General features: G+C 61.3%; 14 protein-coding genes. 9 read left to right on the forward strand and 5 right to left on the reverse strand.

The annotated features are described in order from the left end of the window. Nucleotides 1–87: 87 nt before the first annotated feature. On the reverse strand, nucleotides 88–1,500 hold the full coding sequence (locus AC13EY_RS07100; protein WP_228246505.1) for an alpha/beta fold hydrolase: 1,413 nt from the start codon (nucleotides 1,498–1,500) through the stop codon (nucleotides 88–90). Nucleotides 1,501–1,745: 245 nt separating this feature from the next. Between AC13EY_RS07100 and AC13EY_RS07105 the strand changes: the two genes are divergently transcribed. From AC13EY_RS07105 to AC13EY_RS07145, 9 genes are all read left to right on the forward strand, one after another. Then, nucleotides 1,746–3,431, forward strand: coding sequence for a long-chain-fatty-acid--CoA ligase (locus AC13EY_RS07105; protein ID WP_228246504.1), 1,686 nt, complete (start codon nucleotides 1,746–1,748; stop codon nucleotides 3,429–3,431). 259 nt (nucleotides 3,432–3,690) lie between these two features. Continuing rightward, entirely contained in the window at nucleotides 3,691–5,379 is a 1,689-nt protein-coding gene (gene fadD1, locus AC13EY_RS07110) for a long-chain-fatty-acid--CoA ligase FadD1 (protein WP_228246503.1), read from the forward strand. An 83-nt stretch (nucleotides 5,380–5,462) separates the two neighbouring features. Continuing rightward, nucleotides 5,463–9,362 carry an ATP-dependent RNA helicase HrpA gene (gene hrpA, locus AC13EY_RS07115; protein WP_228246502.1) on the forward strand — a complete coding sequence of 1,300 codons (3,900 nt, stop codon included), beginning with the start codon at nucleotides 5,463–5,465 and terminating at the stop codon, nucleotides 9,360–9,362. A gap of 40 nt (nucleotides 9,363–9,402) precedes the next feature. Next, nucleotides 9,403–10,392: an alpha/beta fold hydrolase gene (locus tag AC13EY_RS07120; protein WP_228246501.1), complete on the forward strand. Its 990-nt coding sequence runs from the start codon at nucleotides 9,403–9,405 to the stop codon at nucleotides 10,390–10,392. Next, complete coding sequence (locus tag AC13EY_RS07125; protein ID WP_088275107.1) at nucleotides 10,377–11,498, forward strand: beta-ketoacyl-ACP synthase III; 1,122 nt, start codon at nucleotides 10,377–10,379, stop codon at nucleotides 11,496–11,498. The genes AC13EY_RS07120 and AC13EY_RS07125 overlap by 16 nt, the downstream gene beginning before the upstream one ends. Continuing rightward, nucleotides 11,498–12,109, forward strand: coding sequence for an RNA polymerase sigma factor (locus AC13EY_RS07130; RefSeq protein WP_088275105.1), 612 nt, complete (start codon nucleotides 11,498–11,500; stop codon nucleotides 12,107–12,109). Before AC13EY_RS07125 ends, AC13EY_RS07130 begins: the two co-directional genes overlap by 1 nt. Then, a complete protein-coding gene (locus AC13EY_RS07135) occupies nucleotides 12,103–12,336 on the forward strand; it encodes an anti-sigma factor family protein (RefSeq protein WP_228246500.1) in 234 nt (77 codons plus the stop codon). The genes AC13EY_RS07130 and AC13EY_RS07135 overlap by 7 nt, the downstream gene beginning before the upstream one ends. A gap of 284 nt (nucleotides 12,337–12,620) precedes the next feature. Further along, nucleotides 12,621–13,670 (forward strand): porin, encoded by a 1,050-nt coding sequence (locus tag AC13EY_RS07140; protein ID WP_228246499.1) that lies wholly within the window; start codon nucleotides 12,621–12,623, stop codon nucleotides 13,668–13,670. 167 nt (nucleotides 13,671–13,837) lie between these two features. Beyond that, nucleotides 13,838–14,548 carry a DUF2057 family protein gene (locus tag AC13EY_RS07145; RefSeq protein ID WP_228246498.1) on the forward strand — a complete coding sequence of 237 codons (711 nt, stop codon included), beginning with the start codon at nucleotides 13,838–13,840 and terminating at the stop codon, nucleotides 14,546–14,548. 334 nt (nucleotides 14,549–14,882) lie between these two features. On the opposite strand, the gene AC13EY_RS07150 is transcribed toward AC13EY_RS07145, so the two are convergent. From AC13EY_RS07150 to ada, 4 genes are all read right to left on the reverse strand, one after another. Further along, nucleotides 14,883–16,079 carry a serine hydrolase domain-containing protein gene (locus AC13EY_RS07150; protein WP_228246497.1) on the reverse strand — a complete coding sequence of 399 codons (1,197 nt, stop codon included), beginning with the start codon at nucleotides 16,077–16,079 and terminating at the stop codon, nucleotides 14,883–14,885. A 149-nt stretch (nucleotides 16,080–16,228) separates the two neighbouring features. Further along, nucleotides 16,229–17,134: a YihY/virulence factor BrkB family protein gene (locus AC13EY_RS07155; protein ID WP_228246496.1), complete on the reverse strand. Its 906-nt coding sequence runs from the start codon at nucleotides 17,132–17,134 to the stop codon at nucleotides 16,229–16,231. A gap of 154 nt (nucleotides 17,135–17,288) precedes the next feature. Further along, on the reverse strand, nucleotides 17,289–18,200 hold the full coding sequence (locus tag AC13EY_RS07160) for a DNA-3-methyladenine glycosylase 2 (protein WP_228246495.1): 912 nt from the start codon (nucleotides 18,198–18,200) through the stop codon (nucleotides 17,289–17,291). After that, nucleotides 18,193–19,260 carry a bifunctional DNA-binding transcriptional regulator/O6-methylguanine-DNA methyltransferase Ada gene (gene ada, locus AC13EY_RS07165; RefSeq protein WP_228246494.1) on the reverse strand — a complete coding sequence of 356 codons (1,068 nt, stop codon included), beginning with the start codon at nucleotides 19,258–19,260 and terminating at the stop codon, nucleotides 18,193–18,195. Before ada ends, AC13EY_RS07160 begins: the two co-directional genes overlap by 8 nt. Nucleotides 19,261–19,274: the final 14 nt, after the last annotated feature.

Consider the following 19,274-nt stretch of genomic DNA (forward strand, 5'->3'; position numbering starts at 1 on the left):
AAACCAAACCCGGCACAGTGCCGGGTTTGGTTTTTAGCTTGCAGCTTGAGGCTTACAGCTCGTGGCTGCGGCAGCGAAAGCTGCCGCTTACCCCAACTGCACCGCCGGCGCCTGCGGACGGTCGATGCTGACCTTCTCGGTGGGCGCCATTACGGTGGCGACACCATCCACAACCTGCTTGCCGTCCTGATTGATCACGCGGGTGGCGATTTTTACCCGGTTCTTTGGCAGTTTTTCCAGCACTTCCAGCTCAATGGTGATGTTGTCGCCCAGGCGTACCGGGCGCAGAAAGCTCAGTTCCTGGCCGATGTAGATGCTGCCCGGCCCCGGCAGTTCGCAGGCAATGGCGGCGGAGATCAGTGCGCCGGAGAACATGCCGTGGGCAATGCGACCCTTGAACGGGGTGGCTGCGGCAAATTCTTCGTCCAGGTGGACCGGGTTGACGTCGCCGGACACCGCAGCGAACAGCAGCAGGTCGCTCTCCTGTACCTGGTGGGCAAGGCTGGCCTTGTCGCCAATGTTGAGTTCGTCGTAAATGCGGTTTTCAAGCTTCTGCATGGCTGCGGCTCCGTTGCAGGGGGTGGGCAGGTGCCGGTCCAGCCAGCCGAGCAAATCGGAGATGACCTCATCCCGATTGATCTCATTGAAGGCTTCGTGCCGGGCACCCGGATAAAGCCGCAATTCTACCTGTGAAAGTCCGGCGGCGTGCAACCGTTGCTGCAGCTTTGCCAGGCCGTTTCCGGCGCTGACGGGGTCGCGCTCGCCGCCCAGTATCAGAATGGGCAGGTCGCGCCGTATCGACGCCAGTTGATCGGCTGTCGCAATACGTCCAAGCGCGTCGAACAGGCGCTGCCAGTAGTGACCACTGAGCACGAACCCGCAAAGCGGGTCAGCTACATAGCGGTCGACCTGAACAGGGTCCCGGCTGAGCCAGTCAAACGCAGTGCGGGGTGCACCGAAGGCGCGGTTGAAGCGACCGAACGAGAGTGTGCTCATGGTGTGTGCGGGCGCATCGGCACCACGCAAGCGGCTTTCCAGTGCTGCCATTACCTGGCCGATACGGCAGAGAATCCGGGGGTTGGCGTTGCTGCCGCTGAGCACTGCCAGATCGACGCAGTCGGAATGGGTGAGCAGCAGGCTTTGGACGACGTAGCTGCCCATGCTGTGCCCGAGCAGGATCAGCGGGTGCTCCGGCGCAGCGTCTCTGGCATGCCTGATCACTTGCAGCAGGTCGTTGGTCAATGCCTCCCAGCCGGCACCGGGGGTAAGTTGCCCACGAGCCAGTTCGGGCGTACTCAGACCGTGACCACGCAGATCCAGCGCCCATACCTTAAGGCCGGTGGCGTTCAGTTGTTCCGCCAGTGCCTGATAGCGTGCGCCGTGTTCGGCCATGCCGTGACAGATGACGACGCTGGCGCGCACTGGCAATGCGCTGGGCCAGTGGTGAATGTTCAGGCGGGCGCCGTCAGGTGCAGTTAACGCCAGGGTGGAGTAGGGCATCGGTCAGTCGTCCTGTGCTTGTTGTTCTTGTTGTTTACGGGCAGTCGCTGCAGGCATGCTAGTGCCCGCGGGAGGAGCGGTATTCACAAATCAAATGAAACACTCCAGCATTTTGTATTTGCGCAAAGCCCTGTTAGCTTTGAGCCACTTTATCAGTAGTGCCAAGAGCTTCAATGCTCAATCGATGCCAACGACTGGCGTCGCCAATATAAGAAACTGCACCACCGGGGAATAGGAGAATAACAATGGATGCGTCCTTCTGGGCTGACAAACGGCCGGCGGGGATTCCCAACGACATCGATCTGACACAGTACAGCTCGATTATCGACGTCTTTGACCAGGCTTGTGTGAAGCACGCCAAGTTGGCAGCCTTCAGCAACATGGGGGTCACCCTGACCTACGCTGACCTGGATCGTCTGTCAGCCGCCTTCGCCAGTTATCTCCAGCAGCACACCGACCTTGAGCCCGGCGACCGTATTGCCGTGCAAATGCCTAACGTGCTGCAGTTCCCGATTGCTGTTTTCGGTGCGATTCGTGCTGGACTGGTGGTGGTCAACACCAATCCGCTCTATACCGCCCGGGAGATGCGTCACCAGTTCCAGGACTCTGGTGCCAAGGCGCTGATCTACATGAACATGTTTGGGCATCTGGTGCAGGAAGTGCTGCCTGATACCGAGATCAAGTACCTGTTTGAGGCGCGCATGGGTGACATGCTGCCCGGTCTCAAGGGCATGCTGGTCAACGCTGCGGTCAAGCACGTTAAAAAGCTGGTCCCGGATTACTCGTTGCCGCAGGCGGTAGCGTTCAAGGCAGCACTCAAGCGCAGCAACGGCCGGCGCCCGAGCGGTGTTACCCGCACGCTGGACGACGTGGCAGTGCTGCAATACACCGGCGGCACTACCGGTGTTGCCAAGGGGGCCATGCTGACCCACGGCAACCTGGTGGCCAACATGCTGCAGGTGTACGCCAACATGCAGCAGCTCGACAGCAACGGCCAGAAGATCAACGGTGAGCCTGGCGAGGTGATCATTGCACCGCTGCCGCTGTATCACATCTTTGCTTTCACCGTGAACTGCATGTGCATGATGATCGCCGGGCACCATAACGTGCTGATCACCAATCCGCGCGATATTCCCGGCTTTGTCGCCGAGCTGAAAAAGTGGCAGTTCTCGTCGATTGTCGGCCTCAATACGCTGTTTGTCGCGTTGATGGATCATCCCGAGTTTGAAAAGCTGGATTTCTCTCGCCTTAAAAGTACCGGTTCCGGCGGCACCGCACTGGTCAAGGCCACCGCCGAGCGCTGGCAGAAAAAGACCGGCTGCGTCATTGGTGAAGGCTATGGCCTGACCGAGTGCTCGCCCGTTGTGACCTCCAGCCCGGGCGATGGTTTGGCGCGTCTGGGCTCGGTTGGCCTGCCGGCACCGGGCACAGCCCTCAAGGTCATTGATGAAAACGGCAACGAGCTGCCTATCGGCGAGCGTGGCGAGCTGTGCGTCAAAGGCCCGCAGGTAATGAAGGGCTACTGGAATCGCCCGGAAGCGACTGCAGAGGTACTGGATGCCGACGGCTGGTTCCGTACCGGTGACGTGGCGATCATCGACGAAGACGGCTTTGTGTCGATTGTTGACCGCATCAAGGACCTGATCATTGTGTCCGGTTTCAACGTCTATCCCAACGAGATTGAAGATGTGGTGGCTGCCCATCCCAAGGTCGCCAATGCGGCGGCCATCGGCGTGGAAGACGAGAAATCCGGCGAAGCAGTCAAGCTGTTTGTTGTGCCCAGCGACAAGAGCCTGACCGTTGACGAGCTCAAGGCATACTGCCGCGCGAATTTCACCGGGTACAAGGTGCCCAAGCATTACGAGATTCGTGAGTCGCTGCCCATGTCGGCGGTTGGCAAGATTCTGCGTCGCGAGCTGCGCGACCAGTAATCCTCTGCCTGCGAGGATGACCCGCCGGTCACTCCCGCAGGCGCTCAAAGCCAAGCTTCATGCACCCTGGATGCCTGTCCGGGGTGCTGGTCTGCCTCTGGAAAAGCTGCTAGTCTTCGGGCTCTTTGGCCCCTCGGGTGCGTCAAATAGACGCTTGCCTGGGGCCAGACTGAGTGTCGTGACAAGAGTGCTGAAAGCACCAAAAGACAACCGAACATACGATAAGACAGCAGCAATACCTGTTCAGGAGCCGGCCTACATGCTTGAAAATTTCTGGAAAGACAAATATCCAGCGGGTGTTTCCCCTGAAATCGATCCCGACCAGTACCCCAACGTTCTCGCCGTTCTCAAAGACTCCTGCCAGCGCTTCGCCAACAAGCCTGCCTTTACCAACCTCGGAAAGACACTCACCTACGGTGACCTTTACACTCTCTCGGGTCACTTTGCTGCCTACCTTCAGAAGCATAGCGGCCTGCAGCCGGGCGATCGTATCGCTATTCAGATGCCGAACGTTTTGCAGTATCCGATTGCCGTGTTCGGCGCGATGCGTGCCGGCTATGTCGTAGTCAATACCAACCCGCTTTACACCCCGCGGGAAATGGAACACCAGTTCAACGACTCCGGCGCCAAGGCGCTGGTCTGCCTGGCCAACATGGCGCATATGGCAGAAGAAGTAGTGCCCAAGACCGGCGTCAAGCATGTCATCGTCACCGAGCTCGGCGATATGCTGCCTCCGCTCAAGCGCGTGCTGATCAATGCGGCGGTCAAGTACCTCAAGAAGATGGTACCGTCCTACAATATTCCGGGCATGGTCCGCTTCAACGATGCCATGGCCAAGGGACGCAGCCTGAGTCTGGCAGAAGCCAGTCCGGCGTCTGGCGACATCGCCGTGTTGCAGTACACCGGTGGCACTACCGGCGTTGCCAAGGGTGCGATGCTGACGCACCGCAACCTGGTTGCCAACATGTTGCAGGCCAAGGCGCTGATGGGCTCGAACATGATTGATGGCGAAGAAGTCGTGATCTGCCCGCTGCCGCTTTATCACATCTATGCCTTCACCTTCCACTGCATGGCAATGATGGTCAGCGGTAACCATAACGTGCTGATCACCAACCCGCGTGATATCCCGTCCTTTGTGAAGGAGTTGTCCAAGTTCCAGTTCACCGGCTTTGTTGGCCTCAACACCTTGTTCGTTGCTCTGTGTAACGATGCCGCTTTCCGTGCGCTGGATTTCAGCAAGTTCAAGGTCACCCTGTCCGGCGGCATGGCGCTGCAACTGGCTACCGCCGAGCGCTGGAAGCAGGTTACCGGGTGCGATATCTGTGAAGGCTTCGGCATGACCGAAACCAGCCCGGTTGCTACGGTTAACCCGATCAGCAACATTCAGCTGGGCACCATCGGTATTCCGGTGCCGTCCACCCTGTGCAAGATCATCGATGAGGATGGTAACGAGCTGCCGCTGGGTGAGCGTGGCGAGCTGTGCGTCAAGGGCCCGCAGGTGATGAAGGGCTACTGGCAGCGTCAGGAAGCAACCGATGAGATCCTGGACGCCGAAGGCTGGCTGAAAACCGGTGACATTGCGATCATTCAGGAAGACGGCTACCTGCGCATTGTTGACCGCAAGAAGGACATGATTCTGGTATCCGGTTTCAACGTGTACCCGAACGAGCTGGAAGATGTCATGGCGACACTGCCGGGCGTGGTGCAGTGTGCTGCCATCGGCGTACCGGACGAGAAATCGGGCGAAGCGATCAAGGTGTTCCTGGTCAAATCTGCCGACTCGACCCTGACCGAGAAAGACGTGATCGCCCATATGCGCAGCAGCCTGACTGCCTACAAGGTGCCCAAGCACGTCGAGTTCCGCGACGCTCTGCCGACCACCAACGTCGGCAAGATCCTGCGCCGCGAACTGCGTGACGAAGAGCTGAAGAAACTCGCCAGCCAGTAAGCTGCACCGGTCGCTTCGATTTTGCGACAATAGAGCCCCGCCCGGCACTGCCGGGCGGGGTTTTTTAATGCCAAGGATCAACCATGTCAGCCAAGCACTCCAATGCACCCGATTTTTCCCAGGTCATGGCCAGCGATCGTCATCGCCTGCAGCAGCAGTTTCAGCGCCTGCCCAAGGACGATCAGGGCAAGGCCGCTGCAGCCTGGCTGGAGCGCTTTAACGCTTCAAGCGAGAAGGTGGCCGAGCGCGTCCGGCTGATCCCGAAGATCATTTACCCGGACGCGCTGCCTATTGCCGACAAGCGGGAGCAGATCAAGGCCGCTATTGCCGACAATCAGGTGGTGGTGATCGCCGGCGAGACCGGCTCAGGCAAGACCACCCAGTTGCCGAAGATCTGTCTGGAACTGGGGCGCGGCACCCACGGTGTGATCGGCCATACCCAGCCGCGGCGACTGGCTGCGCGCAGCGTGGCATCGCGGATTGCGGAAGAGCTGGGCACGCCGCTGGGTGAGCTGGTCGGTTATCAGGTGCGCTTTACCGATCAGACCTCAGAGCGCTCGCTGATCAAGCTGATGACCGACGGCATTCTGCTGGCCGAAACCCAGAATGACCGTTACCTCAGCCGCTATGACACTCTGATCATCGACGAGGCGCACGAGCGCAGCCTCAATATCGATTTCCTGCTGGGTTACCTCAAGACCATCCTGGCCAAGCGGCCTGATCTGAAGGTGATCATCACCTCGGCAACCATTGATCTTGAGCGGTTCTCGGCCCGTTTCGACAATGCGCCGGTGATTGAAGTGTCCGGTCGTACCTACCCGGTGGATGTCTGGTATCGGCCGCTCAGCGCCGAGCGGGACGAAGAGGGCAACACGGTCGAGGAAGACCTCAGCATCGACCAGGGCATCGTTGCCGCGCTGACCGAGATTCAGCAGTTTGAGCGCAGTCAGGGCAAGTCGCCGGGTGACGTGCTGGTGTTTCTGCCGGGCGAGCGGGAGATTCGCGATACCGCCGAGTACCTGCGCAAGGCCAACCTGAAGCACACCGAGATTCTGCCGTTGTATGCGCGGCTGTCGGCTGCCGAACAGCAGAAGATTTTTTCCTCCCATGCCGGGCGGCGTGTGGTGCTGGCAACCAACGTGGCGGAAACCTCGCTGACGGTGCCGGGCATCGTTTATGTGATTGACCCGGGCGAGGCGCGCATCAGCCGCTACAGTCCGCGCTCCAAGGTGCAGCGGCTGCCGGTGGAAGCTGTCTCGCAGGCCAGTGCCAACCAGCGCAAGGGCCGGTGCGGCCGGGTTGCCCCCGGTATCTGTGTGCGGCTGTTCAGCGAGGAAGACTTCCTCGCTCGCCCGGAGTTCACCGACCCGGAGATTCGCCGCACCAACCTGGCCTCGGTCATTCTGCAGATGCTGCATCTGCGCCTTGGCCGCATCGAGGATTTCCCGTTTATCGAGCCGCCGGATGGCCGGGCCATCAGCGACGGTTTCACCTTGCTGCAGGAACTGGGCGCGGTTGATCGCAGCGGCGCAATGACTGATATCGGTCGCCAGCTGGCGCGCCTGCCGGTTGATCCGCGCATTGGTCGGATGTTGCTGGAAGGGGCTCGTCAGGGCTGCCTGGCCGAGCTGGCGGTGATTGCCAGCGCGCTGGCTGTGCAGGATCCGCGCGAACGTCCGCTGGAAAAGCAGCAGGCAGCCGATCAGGCCCATGCCCAGTGGAACGAGGAGGGCTCGGACTTTGCCGCCTTCCTGAATCTGTGGAACGGTTTTGAGAGCCAGCGTCAGGCACTGACCCAAAGCCAGCTGCGCAGCTGGTGCCGTCGCAATTTCCTGAATTATCTGCGTCTGCGTGAGTGGCGCGAAACCCATCGGCAGATTCGTCTCACCTGCCGCGACATGGGACTGGAAGAAAACAAACAGCCTGCGTCCGGCGAGCCGATACACAAGGCGCTGCTCGCGGGTCTGCTCAGCCACCTCGGCAACAAGACCGAGGAGGGCGATTATCTCGGCGCGAGGCAACGCCGCTTCCTGCTGCATCCGTCCTCGGGTCTGGCGAAGAAAAAGCCGGCCTGGGTGATGGTCGCCGAGCTGACCGAAACCCGCCGTCTGTATGGTCGGCTGGCGGCAAAGATTGATCCGGTGTGGGTCGAGCCGCTGGCGGCGCACCTGGTCAAGACCAGCCACAGTGAACCGCACTGGGAGAAAAAGCGCGGTCAGGTCGTGGCCTTTGAGCAGGTCTCGCTGTACGGCCTGATCATCGTGCCAAAGCGCAAGGTGCACTTCGGCCCGATTGATCCGGTTGTCTCGCGCGAACTGTTTATTCGCCAGGCGCTGGTGGCAGGCGAGTGGCACGGCAGGGCGGCCTTCAACAAGGCCAACCAGCAGTTGCTCAGCCAGCTGGATGAACTGGAAGCCAAGGCACGCAAGCGCGATATCGTGGTGGACGAGGAAACGCTTTACCGCTTCTTTGATCAGCGCATCCCCGAGAACATCTACCAGCTGGCGAGTTTCGAGCGCTGGCTCAAGCGCAGCAGCGAGACCGATCCCAAGCTGCTGCACATGACCCGCGATGACCTGCTGCAGCGCGAGGCCAATGATGTCAGCGCCGATCTGTACCCGGATCTGCTGCGCTGGGAGAGTGTGGCACTGCCGCTCAGCTATCACTTCGAGCCGGGCCATCCGGCAGATGGCGTGACCGTGCGTATTCCTGCTTCGCTGCTGCGGCGTATCGACCCGCAGCGGCTCGACTGGCTGGTGCCCGGGCTGTTGTTCGACAAGTGCGTGGCGCTGGTGCGTGGTTTGCCAAAGGCCATTCGTAAGAACTTTGTCCCGGTGCCGGACTTTGTCCGCGCCGCGCTGGAGCGCATGCCGTTTGCCGACGGCAGCCTGACCCAGGCGCTCGGCCGCGAGCTGACGCGCATGACCGGTGTGCGGCTGGATGACGATGCCTGGGCTGATGTGGAGCTGGAAGACCATCTGCGCATGCGTATCGAGGTGGTCGATGCGGTCGGTAAGCCGATCTGTGCCGGCCGCGATTACAGCGCGTTGTGCGCCCAGATTGACGGTCTGCCGCTGCAGGCCGCGATGCCAGTTGCTGAAGACAAGCCCAAGGCGCCCGCCCAGGTGCCCGGCAGCTATGCGTTGCCGGAAACCCTGGTGCGCAAGCAGGCGGGTATTGCCGTCAACTTTCATCCCGCCTGGGTGGAGCAGGGCGAGGACGTGGTCGAACAACTGTTTGATGTGCCGCAGGTCGCGTTGCGTGAGCATCGATTTGGCATTCAGCGCCTGCTGCTGCAAAGTCCTCAGTTGAACGAGCAGGCGCGTTACCTGCGCCAGAAGCTGACCACCCTCAAGGACGCAGCCATCTACTACCGTGACCTGGGCACCCAGAAGCAGTTGACCGATGATGTGCTGCTGGGCGCGATTGATCGGGTGTTTTTGCCTGCCGGGGCACCATTGCCCCGCGATGCCGAGACGTTGGCTGCGCTGATCGAGGCCGGCCGCGGCGACTGGGTGCCGGCGTGCGAGCAGCTGGCGAGTCAGGTGCTGGCGATCCTCAAGCAGTGGCACGGGCTGCGCAAGCGCTTCAAGGGTAAGGTCGAACTGGCCCACGCGCTGGCCATGAACGATGTTCGCGAGCAACTGTCTGAACTGGTCTTCCCGGGCTTTGCGCGGCAGGTGCCGGGCGAATGGCTGAGCCAGTACCCGCGGTATCTGAGTGCGATCGAGCAGCGCCTCGACAAACTGCCGGGTCAGGTGCCGCGTGATCGCGCCTGGACCGATGAGCTGCAAGGTTACTGGCAGCAATACAAGGCCTTGAGTGAGCGCTTCCAGCGCGAAGGTCGCTGGGACCCGAGACTGGAAGAATGGCGCTGGATGCTGGAGGAGTATCGGGTGTCGCTGTTTGCCCAGCAGCTTGGCACGCGGATGCCGGTCTCGGGCAAGCGGCTGGCAAAACTGTGGCGGGAAATAACCGCCTGACAGCACGGCTGACAATGCACGGCGTGACGGGGTGACTGGAGTGATCGAGCCTATTCGGGTGGCAAGTGACAACGGCGGCCAATTGCAGCTGCAGCGCCTGGGCGCAGCGCCAACGTCGGGGCCTGTGGTCCTGTTGCTGCATGGTGCCATGTCCGACAGTCGGGTATTTTTGCCTGCCGAACACGGGCTGGCCCGTTATCTTGCGGAGCAGGGCTGCTGCGTTTACGTAGCCGATCTGCGCGGCCACGGTGACAGTCAGCCCGCGCTCGGTGGGCTGCAGCCGATTCGCATGTGGGACCTGTTGCAGGCCGATATTCCGGCCCTGCTTGAATGGCTGCGCTCCGAACACCCCGATCAGCGGCTGTTTGTCGTCAGCCACGGCTGGGGTGGCGTGTGGCTGGCGGCAGCGTTGATCCGCAAGCCCCAGTTGCTGGCCTCGATCTGCGGGCTGGTGCAGCTCGGCGTGCGCCGTCGAGCGCTGGCCGGTGGCCGTTTTACCCGCTTTGCCCGGCGCTGTATCTGGGGGGCGTTGGCGTCTATTGCCGGTCGGTTCAAGGGGCGCATCCCGGCCTGCTCAATGGGACTGGGCAGTCACGATGAGAGCGTCGATGTTCACACCGTTTGCCTGGCCTGGGAGCGCGGCGAATGGCGTGATCTTGAGGATGGTTTCGACTATGCTAGCGCCTTGAAGAGTCTGGCGTGGCCCCCCAGCCTGTATCTGGCTGGCGATCGTGATCGCGTGTTGGGGCACATGCAGGATGTCAGACGGTTTGCCCACGAGTTGGGCAGACATGATGCACAGGTAATCTTGCTGGAAAAGGGCCGGGGTTGCTCGCGCCATTACGGGCACACCGATCTGCTCACCCATCCGCAGGCAGAGCAGGATCATTTTCCGCTGATTGCCGACTGGCTGGCTCAGCGCCAGCAACCTACGCACACACAAGAGCTGTTCCCTCGCTGTAGCGCAGCGGACGTTGAGGGGGCGGCGTACATTACATCAGAAGAGGACCGACCGTGCACAGAGTCGTGATCAGCGGAACAGGTTTGTTTACCCCGTCCGAGAGCATCAGCAATGAAGAGCTGGTTGCCAGTTACAATGCCTACGTAGAGCGTTTCAACGCTGAGAATGCCGCAGCTATCGAAGCCGGTAGCGTTGAACCCCTGGCGTGCTCCAGTACCGAGTTTATCGAGAAGGCATCGGGCATCAAGGCTCGCTATGTCATTAACAAGAGCGGCATCCTGGACGTGGATCGCATGGTTCCTTCCATTCCCGAGCGCAGCGACGACGAACAATCGCTGCTGTGCGAGATGGCCGTGAAGGCTGCCCATCAGGCGCTTGAAGCTGCGGGTCGCACACCGGCTGATATCGATGGCGTCATCGTTGCCTGCTCCAACCTGCCGCGCGCCTATCCGGCACTGTCGGTTGAAGTGCAGGAAGCACTGGGCATCGAGGGTTTCGGGTTCGACATGAATGTGGCCTGCTCCTCGGCCACCTTCGGTATTCAGAATGCAGCCAATACCGTTGCCCTCGGTCAGGCCCGCGCCGTGCTGATGGTCAACCCAGAAGTCTGTACCGGCCACATGAGTTTCCGCGATCGCGACAGCCATTTCATCTTTGGTGATGCCTGCACCGCAGTGGTTATCGAGCGCGCCGAAGATGCGGTCTGCGAGCACCCTTACGAGATCCTTGGCACCAAGCTGCTGACCAAGTTCTCCAACAACATCCGCAACAACTTCGGCTTCCTCAACCGCTGTGACGAGTCCGGCATCGGCGCGCGCGACAAGCTGTTCATGCAGAACGGTCGCAAGGTGTTCCGCGATGTATGCCCGATGGTCGCCGAGCTGATCGGTGAGCACCTGACCGAAACCGGTCTCGCTGTTGCCGACGTCAAGCGCTTCTGGCTGCACCAGGCCAACCTCAACATGAACATGCTGATCGCCCGCAAGCTGCTCGGTCGTGACCCCAGCGTAGAAGAAGCGCCAGTGGTGCTTGACCAGTACGCGAATACCAGTTCTGCCGGTTCGATCATCGCGTTCCACCAGCACCAGGCTGACCTGCCGGTCGGCAGCCACGGCGTGATCTGCTCCTTCGGCGCGGGTTACTCCATCGGTAGCGTCATCGTCCGCAAGGGCTGATCCGTGTGACCGACGAGCAGGATCTGATTCAGCGCCTGCTCGCCGGAGAACAGGGCGCGTACCGTCAGCTGGTATCCACTTACCAGGGGGCCATGCGGGCGGTCGCGACGGCGATTGTCGGAATCGCCAATGCCGAAGAAGTGGTGCAGGAAAGCTGGCTTGCGGTCGTGCGCAACCTCAACGGGTTTGCCGCGCGCTCAAGCCTCAAGACCTGGCTGCTTACCATCACCGCCAACACCGCAAAGTCGCGCCTGCGCAAACAGCGTCGCGAGGTCCTGCTCGACGACCTGACTGGGCCGCATGGCTCCATCGACGACCGACGCTTTGCATCTGACGGGCACTGGGCCGGGGAGCTGCCGCTCTGGCACAGCGACTCACCCGAAGCATTGCTTGACGAGCAGGCATTGCGTGATTGCCTCGAACATACCCTGAACTCGCTCTCCGAGCTGCAGCGCAGTGTGTTGCTGCTGCGTGAACGGCAGGGGCTCGAATTAACCGACATTTGTAACCTGCTGGACATCTCGCACTCCAATGTCAGGGTGCTGCTGCATCGCGCCCGTCTGAGTGTATTTGCGACGCTGGAGCATTTTGAGGTAACGGGCGAATGTTGACGTGCAAGGAGCTGGTTGGGCGGTCAAGCGATCTGCTGGATGGCGAGCTGAAGTTCAAGCAGCGCCTGGCGGTTGCGGCGCATCTGGCTGTCTGTCTGCGTTGCCGACGGTTCATTCGCCAGCTGCGGCTCGGTCAGCGGGTCATCCGCCAGCTGCCAGACGCCGATGTGGCGGAGCTGGACGCGTTGATCAAGGCAATGCAGGCGGTTCGCCGCGACCATCACTGACTCGTCAATCAGCGCTCGTACGTTTCAGACGGGTGTCGGCCGCGTCATCCTCGACTGCTCTGAACCCCTCTATCTCGATGCTTTCAAGGTAAAGCTGTTTCCGTCTTCCTGGCGGATGTGCTGCGTACGGAAAAAGTTCCCCTGTCATCGAATGTTCATGTCCGCGCAACTGATCTGAAATATGGCGCTGCCAGTATTCCCTCCAACACCGGGCGCCGCCCCATCCGGCGAGCCCCAATGTGTTGTTTCACTGTCAACGCAAAACATAACTGAGGGAAGACTCAATGACTCTGCGCAAGCACTTCGCTGGATTCGCCGTAACCGCACTGGCTGCCGCCATTCCGGCAGTCGCCATGGCCGATGTAAGCATCTACGGCCGCGCCCACGTATCCGTCGATTTCCTGGATGACGGTGCGGACTACTCCGAAACCAACCTGTCCAGCAACTCTTCCCGTCTGGGCTTCAAGGGTGACCACGAGATCAACCCGAACCTGACTGCCTTCTTCCAGATTGAGCAGCAGATCGACTTCGGTACCGACAACGGCAGCTCCTTCAACACCCGCGATACCTTCGTCGGTCTGAAAGGCAACTTTGGTTCCGCTCGCATGGGTCGTTTCGACAGCCCCTTCAAAGCAGCTCGCGGCCCGGCCAACCTGTTCGGCGATCAGGTCGGCGACATGCGCAACCTGACCCGCGTTGGCAACGCCCGCTTCGACGAGCGTTATGACAACACTCTGGAATACACCACGCCGGACATGAACGGCTTCTTCGCCAAACTGGGCTACTCCGTTCAGGAAAGCACCGTCAATGAAGACGACACCGACGACAGCGTGATCAGCGGCTCCCTGAACTATGCTGGTGACGCCCTGGAAGCGGCTTTGGCGTACGAAGCTGCCGACGAAGACACCGGCCGTGGCGAGCGCGACGGTATCCGTGCTGCCGCTGCCTACAAGATCACTGACGGCTTCAAACTGGTTGGTTTCTACCAGACTGTCGACTACACCAACCCGGCAGCGACTGAAGCTGTTCAGGACGCACTGACCTCCGACACTTACGGTCTGGGTGGCGAGCTGAAAGTCGGTTCCGCTACTGCGCTGAAAGCCATGTGGCTGACCCGCGACTCCGATGCCGACAACTTTGACAGCGACATGCTGGCTGTAGGTATCGAGCACAAGCTGGACAAGGCTGTTCGTGTCTACGCCAACTACGCCATGGTTGAAAATGACGAGAACGTTGCTCTGACTCCCTGGAGCCAGGCACGTACCGCCAACCCGGCTGGTGCACTGGGCGAAGATGCAACCGGCTTCTCGGTAGGCCTGCGTTACGACTTCTGATCCCGTCACCTGACAGGATTGAAGTACCCCAAAGCCGGACTGTTTGAGAAAACAGTCCGGCTTTGTCATTAAAGTGAAACCCTGCAGTCTTAATCTCGTCGCCAGGTGGTCATAAAGTGTGATCACGACCGGATCTCAATGTTCACTTGTGCCAGGAGTTCTATCCCATGCGTCAACTGCTCTGTCTCGCCGCCGCCGCGCTTCTGTCCGCTTGCGCCCAGCAGGCTCCCGTCAAACTGTACTCAGGCGCCGAACAGCCTGCTTCGCAGGTCCTGGTTGTTGAAATGCCCAACACCCTTGAGGTCCTCAATATCAACGGTCAGCCTGCGCCGGAAGCCAATCGTATGGTCGGCAACAACCTGCGTCAGCTGGAGCTGCAGCCGGGCAAGTACCGCATCAATGCGTACTTTGAAAACGGCTACGATGTGGGCGGCGGTCTGAGCCACGAAATCGTCCGTACCCGCAGCGCGACCTTCACCATCGACGGTCAGGCCGGCGAGGTATGGCGCATTGAGTTCGATGAGCCGGGCAACCTGAAGCAGGCTCAGGAAATGGAAAATAACTTCGAAGGCGTTGCCGTCAACACCCGCACCGGCGAGCGTGTTGTCAGCGAACCGGGTCCGCGTTATGTGTCGCTGCTGGGCGAAATGTTCGGTTCTGGCACCATGGTCGCCACCCGGGATCACGGTATCGCTCCGATTGGCGCGGCTCCCCAGGCTACCGCGCAAGTGCCGATGGCCGTGCCGACTCCGTCGCAGGCTGCTGCGCCAGCCCAGACGCTGCCGCATGACGCATCGACCCTTGCTACCTTGAAGCAGATCTACCTGATGCTCAGCCCGGAAAGCCGTGACGCCTTCCTCGAATGGGCCGCTCAGTAATCGAGTAACACCCCGTAGGCTTGTGTGCTGCACCTTATTCCCCGCTCACGCGGGGATTTTTTTGTGCATGTGCCGCTAGGGTGGTCAATCGCGCAGCCTTGGCCACGCGTAGCCCGACCACGCGACGCAACCGCGCGGACACGCCTGCGGCTTGGTCCGCCCTGCGGTTGCTTGGCATTGATGGCTCGGGTCACAACCCGGCCGAGTAACCGAGAACGCCATAAAGAACCATTTTTTGTGCACGGGCCGGTAGGGTGGTCAGCGCGCAGCGTTGGCCACGCGTAGCCCGATCACGCGGTGCAACCGCGCGGACACGCTTGCGGCTTGGTCCGCTCTACGGTTGCTCGGCATCGATGGCTTGCTGTACCTGGCGGTAGAAGGCCAAACGGTCCTTGCCCTGGGTGCCGCCTTGCCTGTCGGTGGCCTGCGGCCAGTTGCCGTTGGCGGCGATGACCAGCTGGCGGTTCGGGTCGATAAAGATGCTTTGCCCGAAAATGCCCTGGGCCATGTAGGCGCCGTCGTCGAGGGTCCACCACTGATAGCCGTAGCCGCGGCCCGGCACGCCGATATCCACCTGTTTGTGGGTGGCCTCGGTGATCCAGCCCTCGGGCAGTACCTGCTTTCCGCCGGCGATACCGCCGCCGAGCATGAACAGGCCGAAGCGGGCGTAGTCCCGGGTGGCGGCCTGCACGCAACAGCCGCTGATTTCATGGCCGGTGGAGCCGAGCAGCCAGGTGGCGTCCTGTTGCATGCCAAAGGGTTTCCAGATCTTTTCCGACAGATACTCCGCCAGCGGCTTGTTGGTGGCCGAGCTGGCGAGCACGCCAATCAGGTTGGTCTCGCCGGTTTTGTACACCCATTTGGTACCGGGCTCGGCCTCGGCCTGCAGCTGGCGCATATAACTGACGGTCACGTCCATACCGGGCTCGGCAGTGTGCGAGTTGAAGCGGGCTACGTCCGAGTTCGGGTCGGCGTAATCCTCGTTCCATGCCACGCCCGATGTCATGGTAAGCAGCTGGGCTATGGTCACGTTGTCGTACGCCGAGCCCTTGAGGTCCGGTATATAGTCCGACACCATGTCGTCGATACTTTTGATGTAACCGTCCTGAATCGCGGCGCCGACCAGCGTCGAGGTAAATGACTTGGCGACCGAGAAACTGGTCCAGCGTCCATCGGGGCCAAAGTCCATGGCGTACTTTTCGAGCCGTACCTTGCCGTCGTGCACGATGATCAGTGCAGCGGCGCGCTGGGAGTCCATGTAGGCATCTACGTCCACACCCACATCCAGCGGTGCGCCGTTGGGCAGGGGGTATACGTTGTCACCCGCCTCGATTACCCGGGAGTCGCTCAGAACCGGCAGGCGATCCAGCGCCCTGAAACCGGCATCGCGCTGATCGTCGGACCAGAACAGCACATTGGTGCTGGTTGGCAGGTTCAGCGCCAGTCGGCGCATATCCTGGTCGGCCGTGACCCAGAAAACGCCGCAGGCGATTGCCAGCAGCACAATGATCGAAAGGATCCCTTTTTTCATGCGTGTACTCCATCTTTTATTGTTGTGGGCATAACTTACGGGAGTTGCGTGCAGGATGGGGGATTGCGCCGGCTGCATAAGCCCGCGTGATTCGGCAGCCGTCGCTTGCTAAATACCTGTGTGCGGCAGCCGAACTGGCCGCAACGGGGTCAGTCCTGCGGCGCCTTGGCTATCAACTCGCGCTGCACGCGCACCGCCGTGCGCTTGGGCCGCACTTCCAGACCACGGCCTTCCAGATGCGCGCGGGTAAAGGCGGCACCAAACAGCAGGATCATCGAGGAATAGTTCACCCAGAGCAGCAGCAGGGCCAGCGAGCCGGCAGCGCCATAGGCCGACGCGGTAGCCGAGTAGGCCAGATAGAGTGCAATCAGGGAGCGGCCGGCGGCGAACAGTACTGCTGTAATAAAGGCGCCTACCAGCACATCACGCCACGACAGCAGCACATCCGGCAGAATCTTGAACATCGCCGCAAACAGCAGCGTGGTCAACGCCAGAGACAGGCAAAACTCCATCGCCACCATGGCCGGTGCCGGAACGGGCAGCCAGCTGTCGGCAAAGGCCATTACTGCACTGAAGGCGACAGACAGCGTCAGCGACACCAGCAGAATAAAACCGATAGCCAGAATCAGGGTCAGCGACAGCAGGCGACTTTTGATCAACAGCCAAAAGTTGTTACGCGACGGGCGCGGTGCCACGCCCCAGATCTGGTTCAGCGACTGCTGCATCTTGCCGAACACCGTGGTTGCACCAACGATGGTGGCCAGAATGCCAATCAACGCCGGCCAGATGCCGCTCTGATCTATCTGCGAATTGGCCACCGCCGTTTGAATAACCCCCGCCGCCTCAGGCCCGATAGTGCCCTCAAGCTGCGCAAATAGCTGCCCCTCTACCGCGCGCTCACCCAACACAAACCCCACCAGCGCCACGACCACCACCAGCACCGGCGCAATGGAAAACACCGTGAAAAACGCCAGAGCCGCGGCATAGATAAAGGCCTGGCTTTCCAGCCAGTTCTGCACCGCGGAGCGGAAAATATCGAACCAGTGTCTGATCATAGGGCGCTACTGCCGTGGGAACCGAAAGCCATTGTCGAGAAAGCCTTATGTCGCTGTTGTTGTGTGGGTCAGGGGCATTGTAGACATGCGCGGCGGATTGGGGCCAGCGGCAGGGGGCCAGGATGCCGACTTTGCACAGCCAGCACTATCGCTGTTAGTAGTCTTTGGCTTGGGTGTCGGCTGGCATGGCCCAGAGGTGGGCGGCGACCAGGGCTTTCCAGGAGCCGAACTGGGCGAGCCATTGTTGGGTAAAGGCTTGGTCCGGTGCTTCGGGCAGGTTGAGCAGTGCGCCGAGTCGTTTGCGCACGACGACGTCGCCGTGCATGGAGCCGTCGAGTACGCCGTAGCCGCGCAGCAGGATATAGCTCTGGGTCCAGGGGCCGATGCCTTTGATGCTGGCGAGGCCTTCGGCAATAGCTGCGGCGGGTGACGGGGTGGTGGCGGCCCAGGTGTCCAATGGTAACTGGTTGCTTTCTACTGCCTTGGCCAGGCGTATCAGGGTGGCGGCTTTGCTGGCGGACAGGCCGCAGCTGCGCAGGTCGTCTGGTGTCGCGCCCAGCAGTGCGTCGGGTTGGGGGTGGCAATGCATGCCGTTGGCCAGTGGCGTACCCAGTGCGCGAATAACGCGGCGGCGTACGGAGATGGCGGCATCGACGCTGATCATCTGGCCGGTGACCGCCCAGCAGGCGGCTTCAAACGGGCTGGCGCTCTGCGGCATGCGCAGGCCGGGTGTTTGCCTGAGCAGTCGGGCGATCTCGGGGTGCGCGCCGTGGGCAATGCGCAGGCCGTCGATATCCTGATTCAGGCCGAGCAGGTTGCGCAGGTAATGCAGGAGCGCAGTGGTGTCGGGTTCTGCAATCGACAGTTGGGCCAGCACGCTGCCGGGTTCGCTGAAATCCAGTTGCAGCAGGGTGGGGTGGCCTTGCCAGTGCAGGGCCTTTTCGATGCGCTGGCCTGCTGTGCGTTCCGAGACCTGCTCGCGGTCACGGGCGTAGAAGCGCTGCACATCGGCATGACGATAGTCTGCGGGCAGGGTGAGGCGCAGTGCGGTACCGGCTTCAGTCATCCTTTGGGCCCTGCGCCTCGCGTTGCAGGAGCGCGCGTTTGCGTTCTACGCCCCAGCGATAACCAGACAGACTGCCGTCGCTGCGGACAATACGGTGGCAGGGCACGACGATAGCCAGCGGGTTGGCAGCGCAGGCGCCGGCTACCGCCCTTGCGGCGCTGGGCGAGCCCATGGCCTCGGCCAGCTCGGAGTAGCTTCGGGTCTGGCCGGGCGGGATGGCTTGCAGCGCCTGCCAGACGCGACGTTGAAAGGCGGTGCCGCGAATGTCCAGCGGCAGCTGCTGCGCCTGGTGTGGTGACTCGATCAGCGCGACCACGGCGCCCAGCTGGTCGCCAAGGCCCTTATCGGGCGTGCACTGGGCTTTCGGAAAGCGTGCTCGCAGATCGGCTTCCAGCAGGGTGTCATCATCGCCCAGCAGGATCGAGCAGATGCCCTGTGCGCTGCGGGCGACCAGCACGCGGCCGAGCGGGCAGGGGCCGATGGCAAAACCGATCTGCTGCCTGGAGCCGCCCTGACGATAATCCGCCGCAGGCATACCGAGTTCACCGGGGGCTTCAGCGTAGAAGTGGCTGGTCGAGCCAAACCCCGCAGCGAAAGCGGCATCTGTCGCTGTTGGGGCGTCGGCAAGCTGTTGCTGCAGACGTTTTTGCCGCACGGCGCGGGCATACTCTTTGGGTGTCACGCCGGTTTCTCTGCGGAATTCACGTTGCAGGTGCCAGCGACTCAGCCCGGCTGCTTCGGCCAGGTGCTGCAAGGTTGGTGCCTGCTCGGCCTGCTCAATCAGGCGGCAGAGGCGGGTAATGCGCGCCTGCCGTTCGGCATGTGGGGCGTCATCCGGTTTGCAGCGCAGGCAGGGGCGAAAGCCCGCGGCACGGGCCTCGGTTGTGTTGTCGAAGAAACGCAGGTTTTCGGCGCGTGCGTGACGGGATGGACAGCTTGGGCGGCAATACACGCCCGTGGTGATCACAGCGTAGATAAAGCTGCCATCTGCGGCGACATCTCGGGCCTGGATCTGCTGCAGGCGCTGCCGGGTCAGACTGTCTGGAGGTGTATGGATCATTGCCGTGTCTCGCC

It is taken from the genome of Halopseudomonas sp. L-58 (assembly GCF_056859475.1).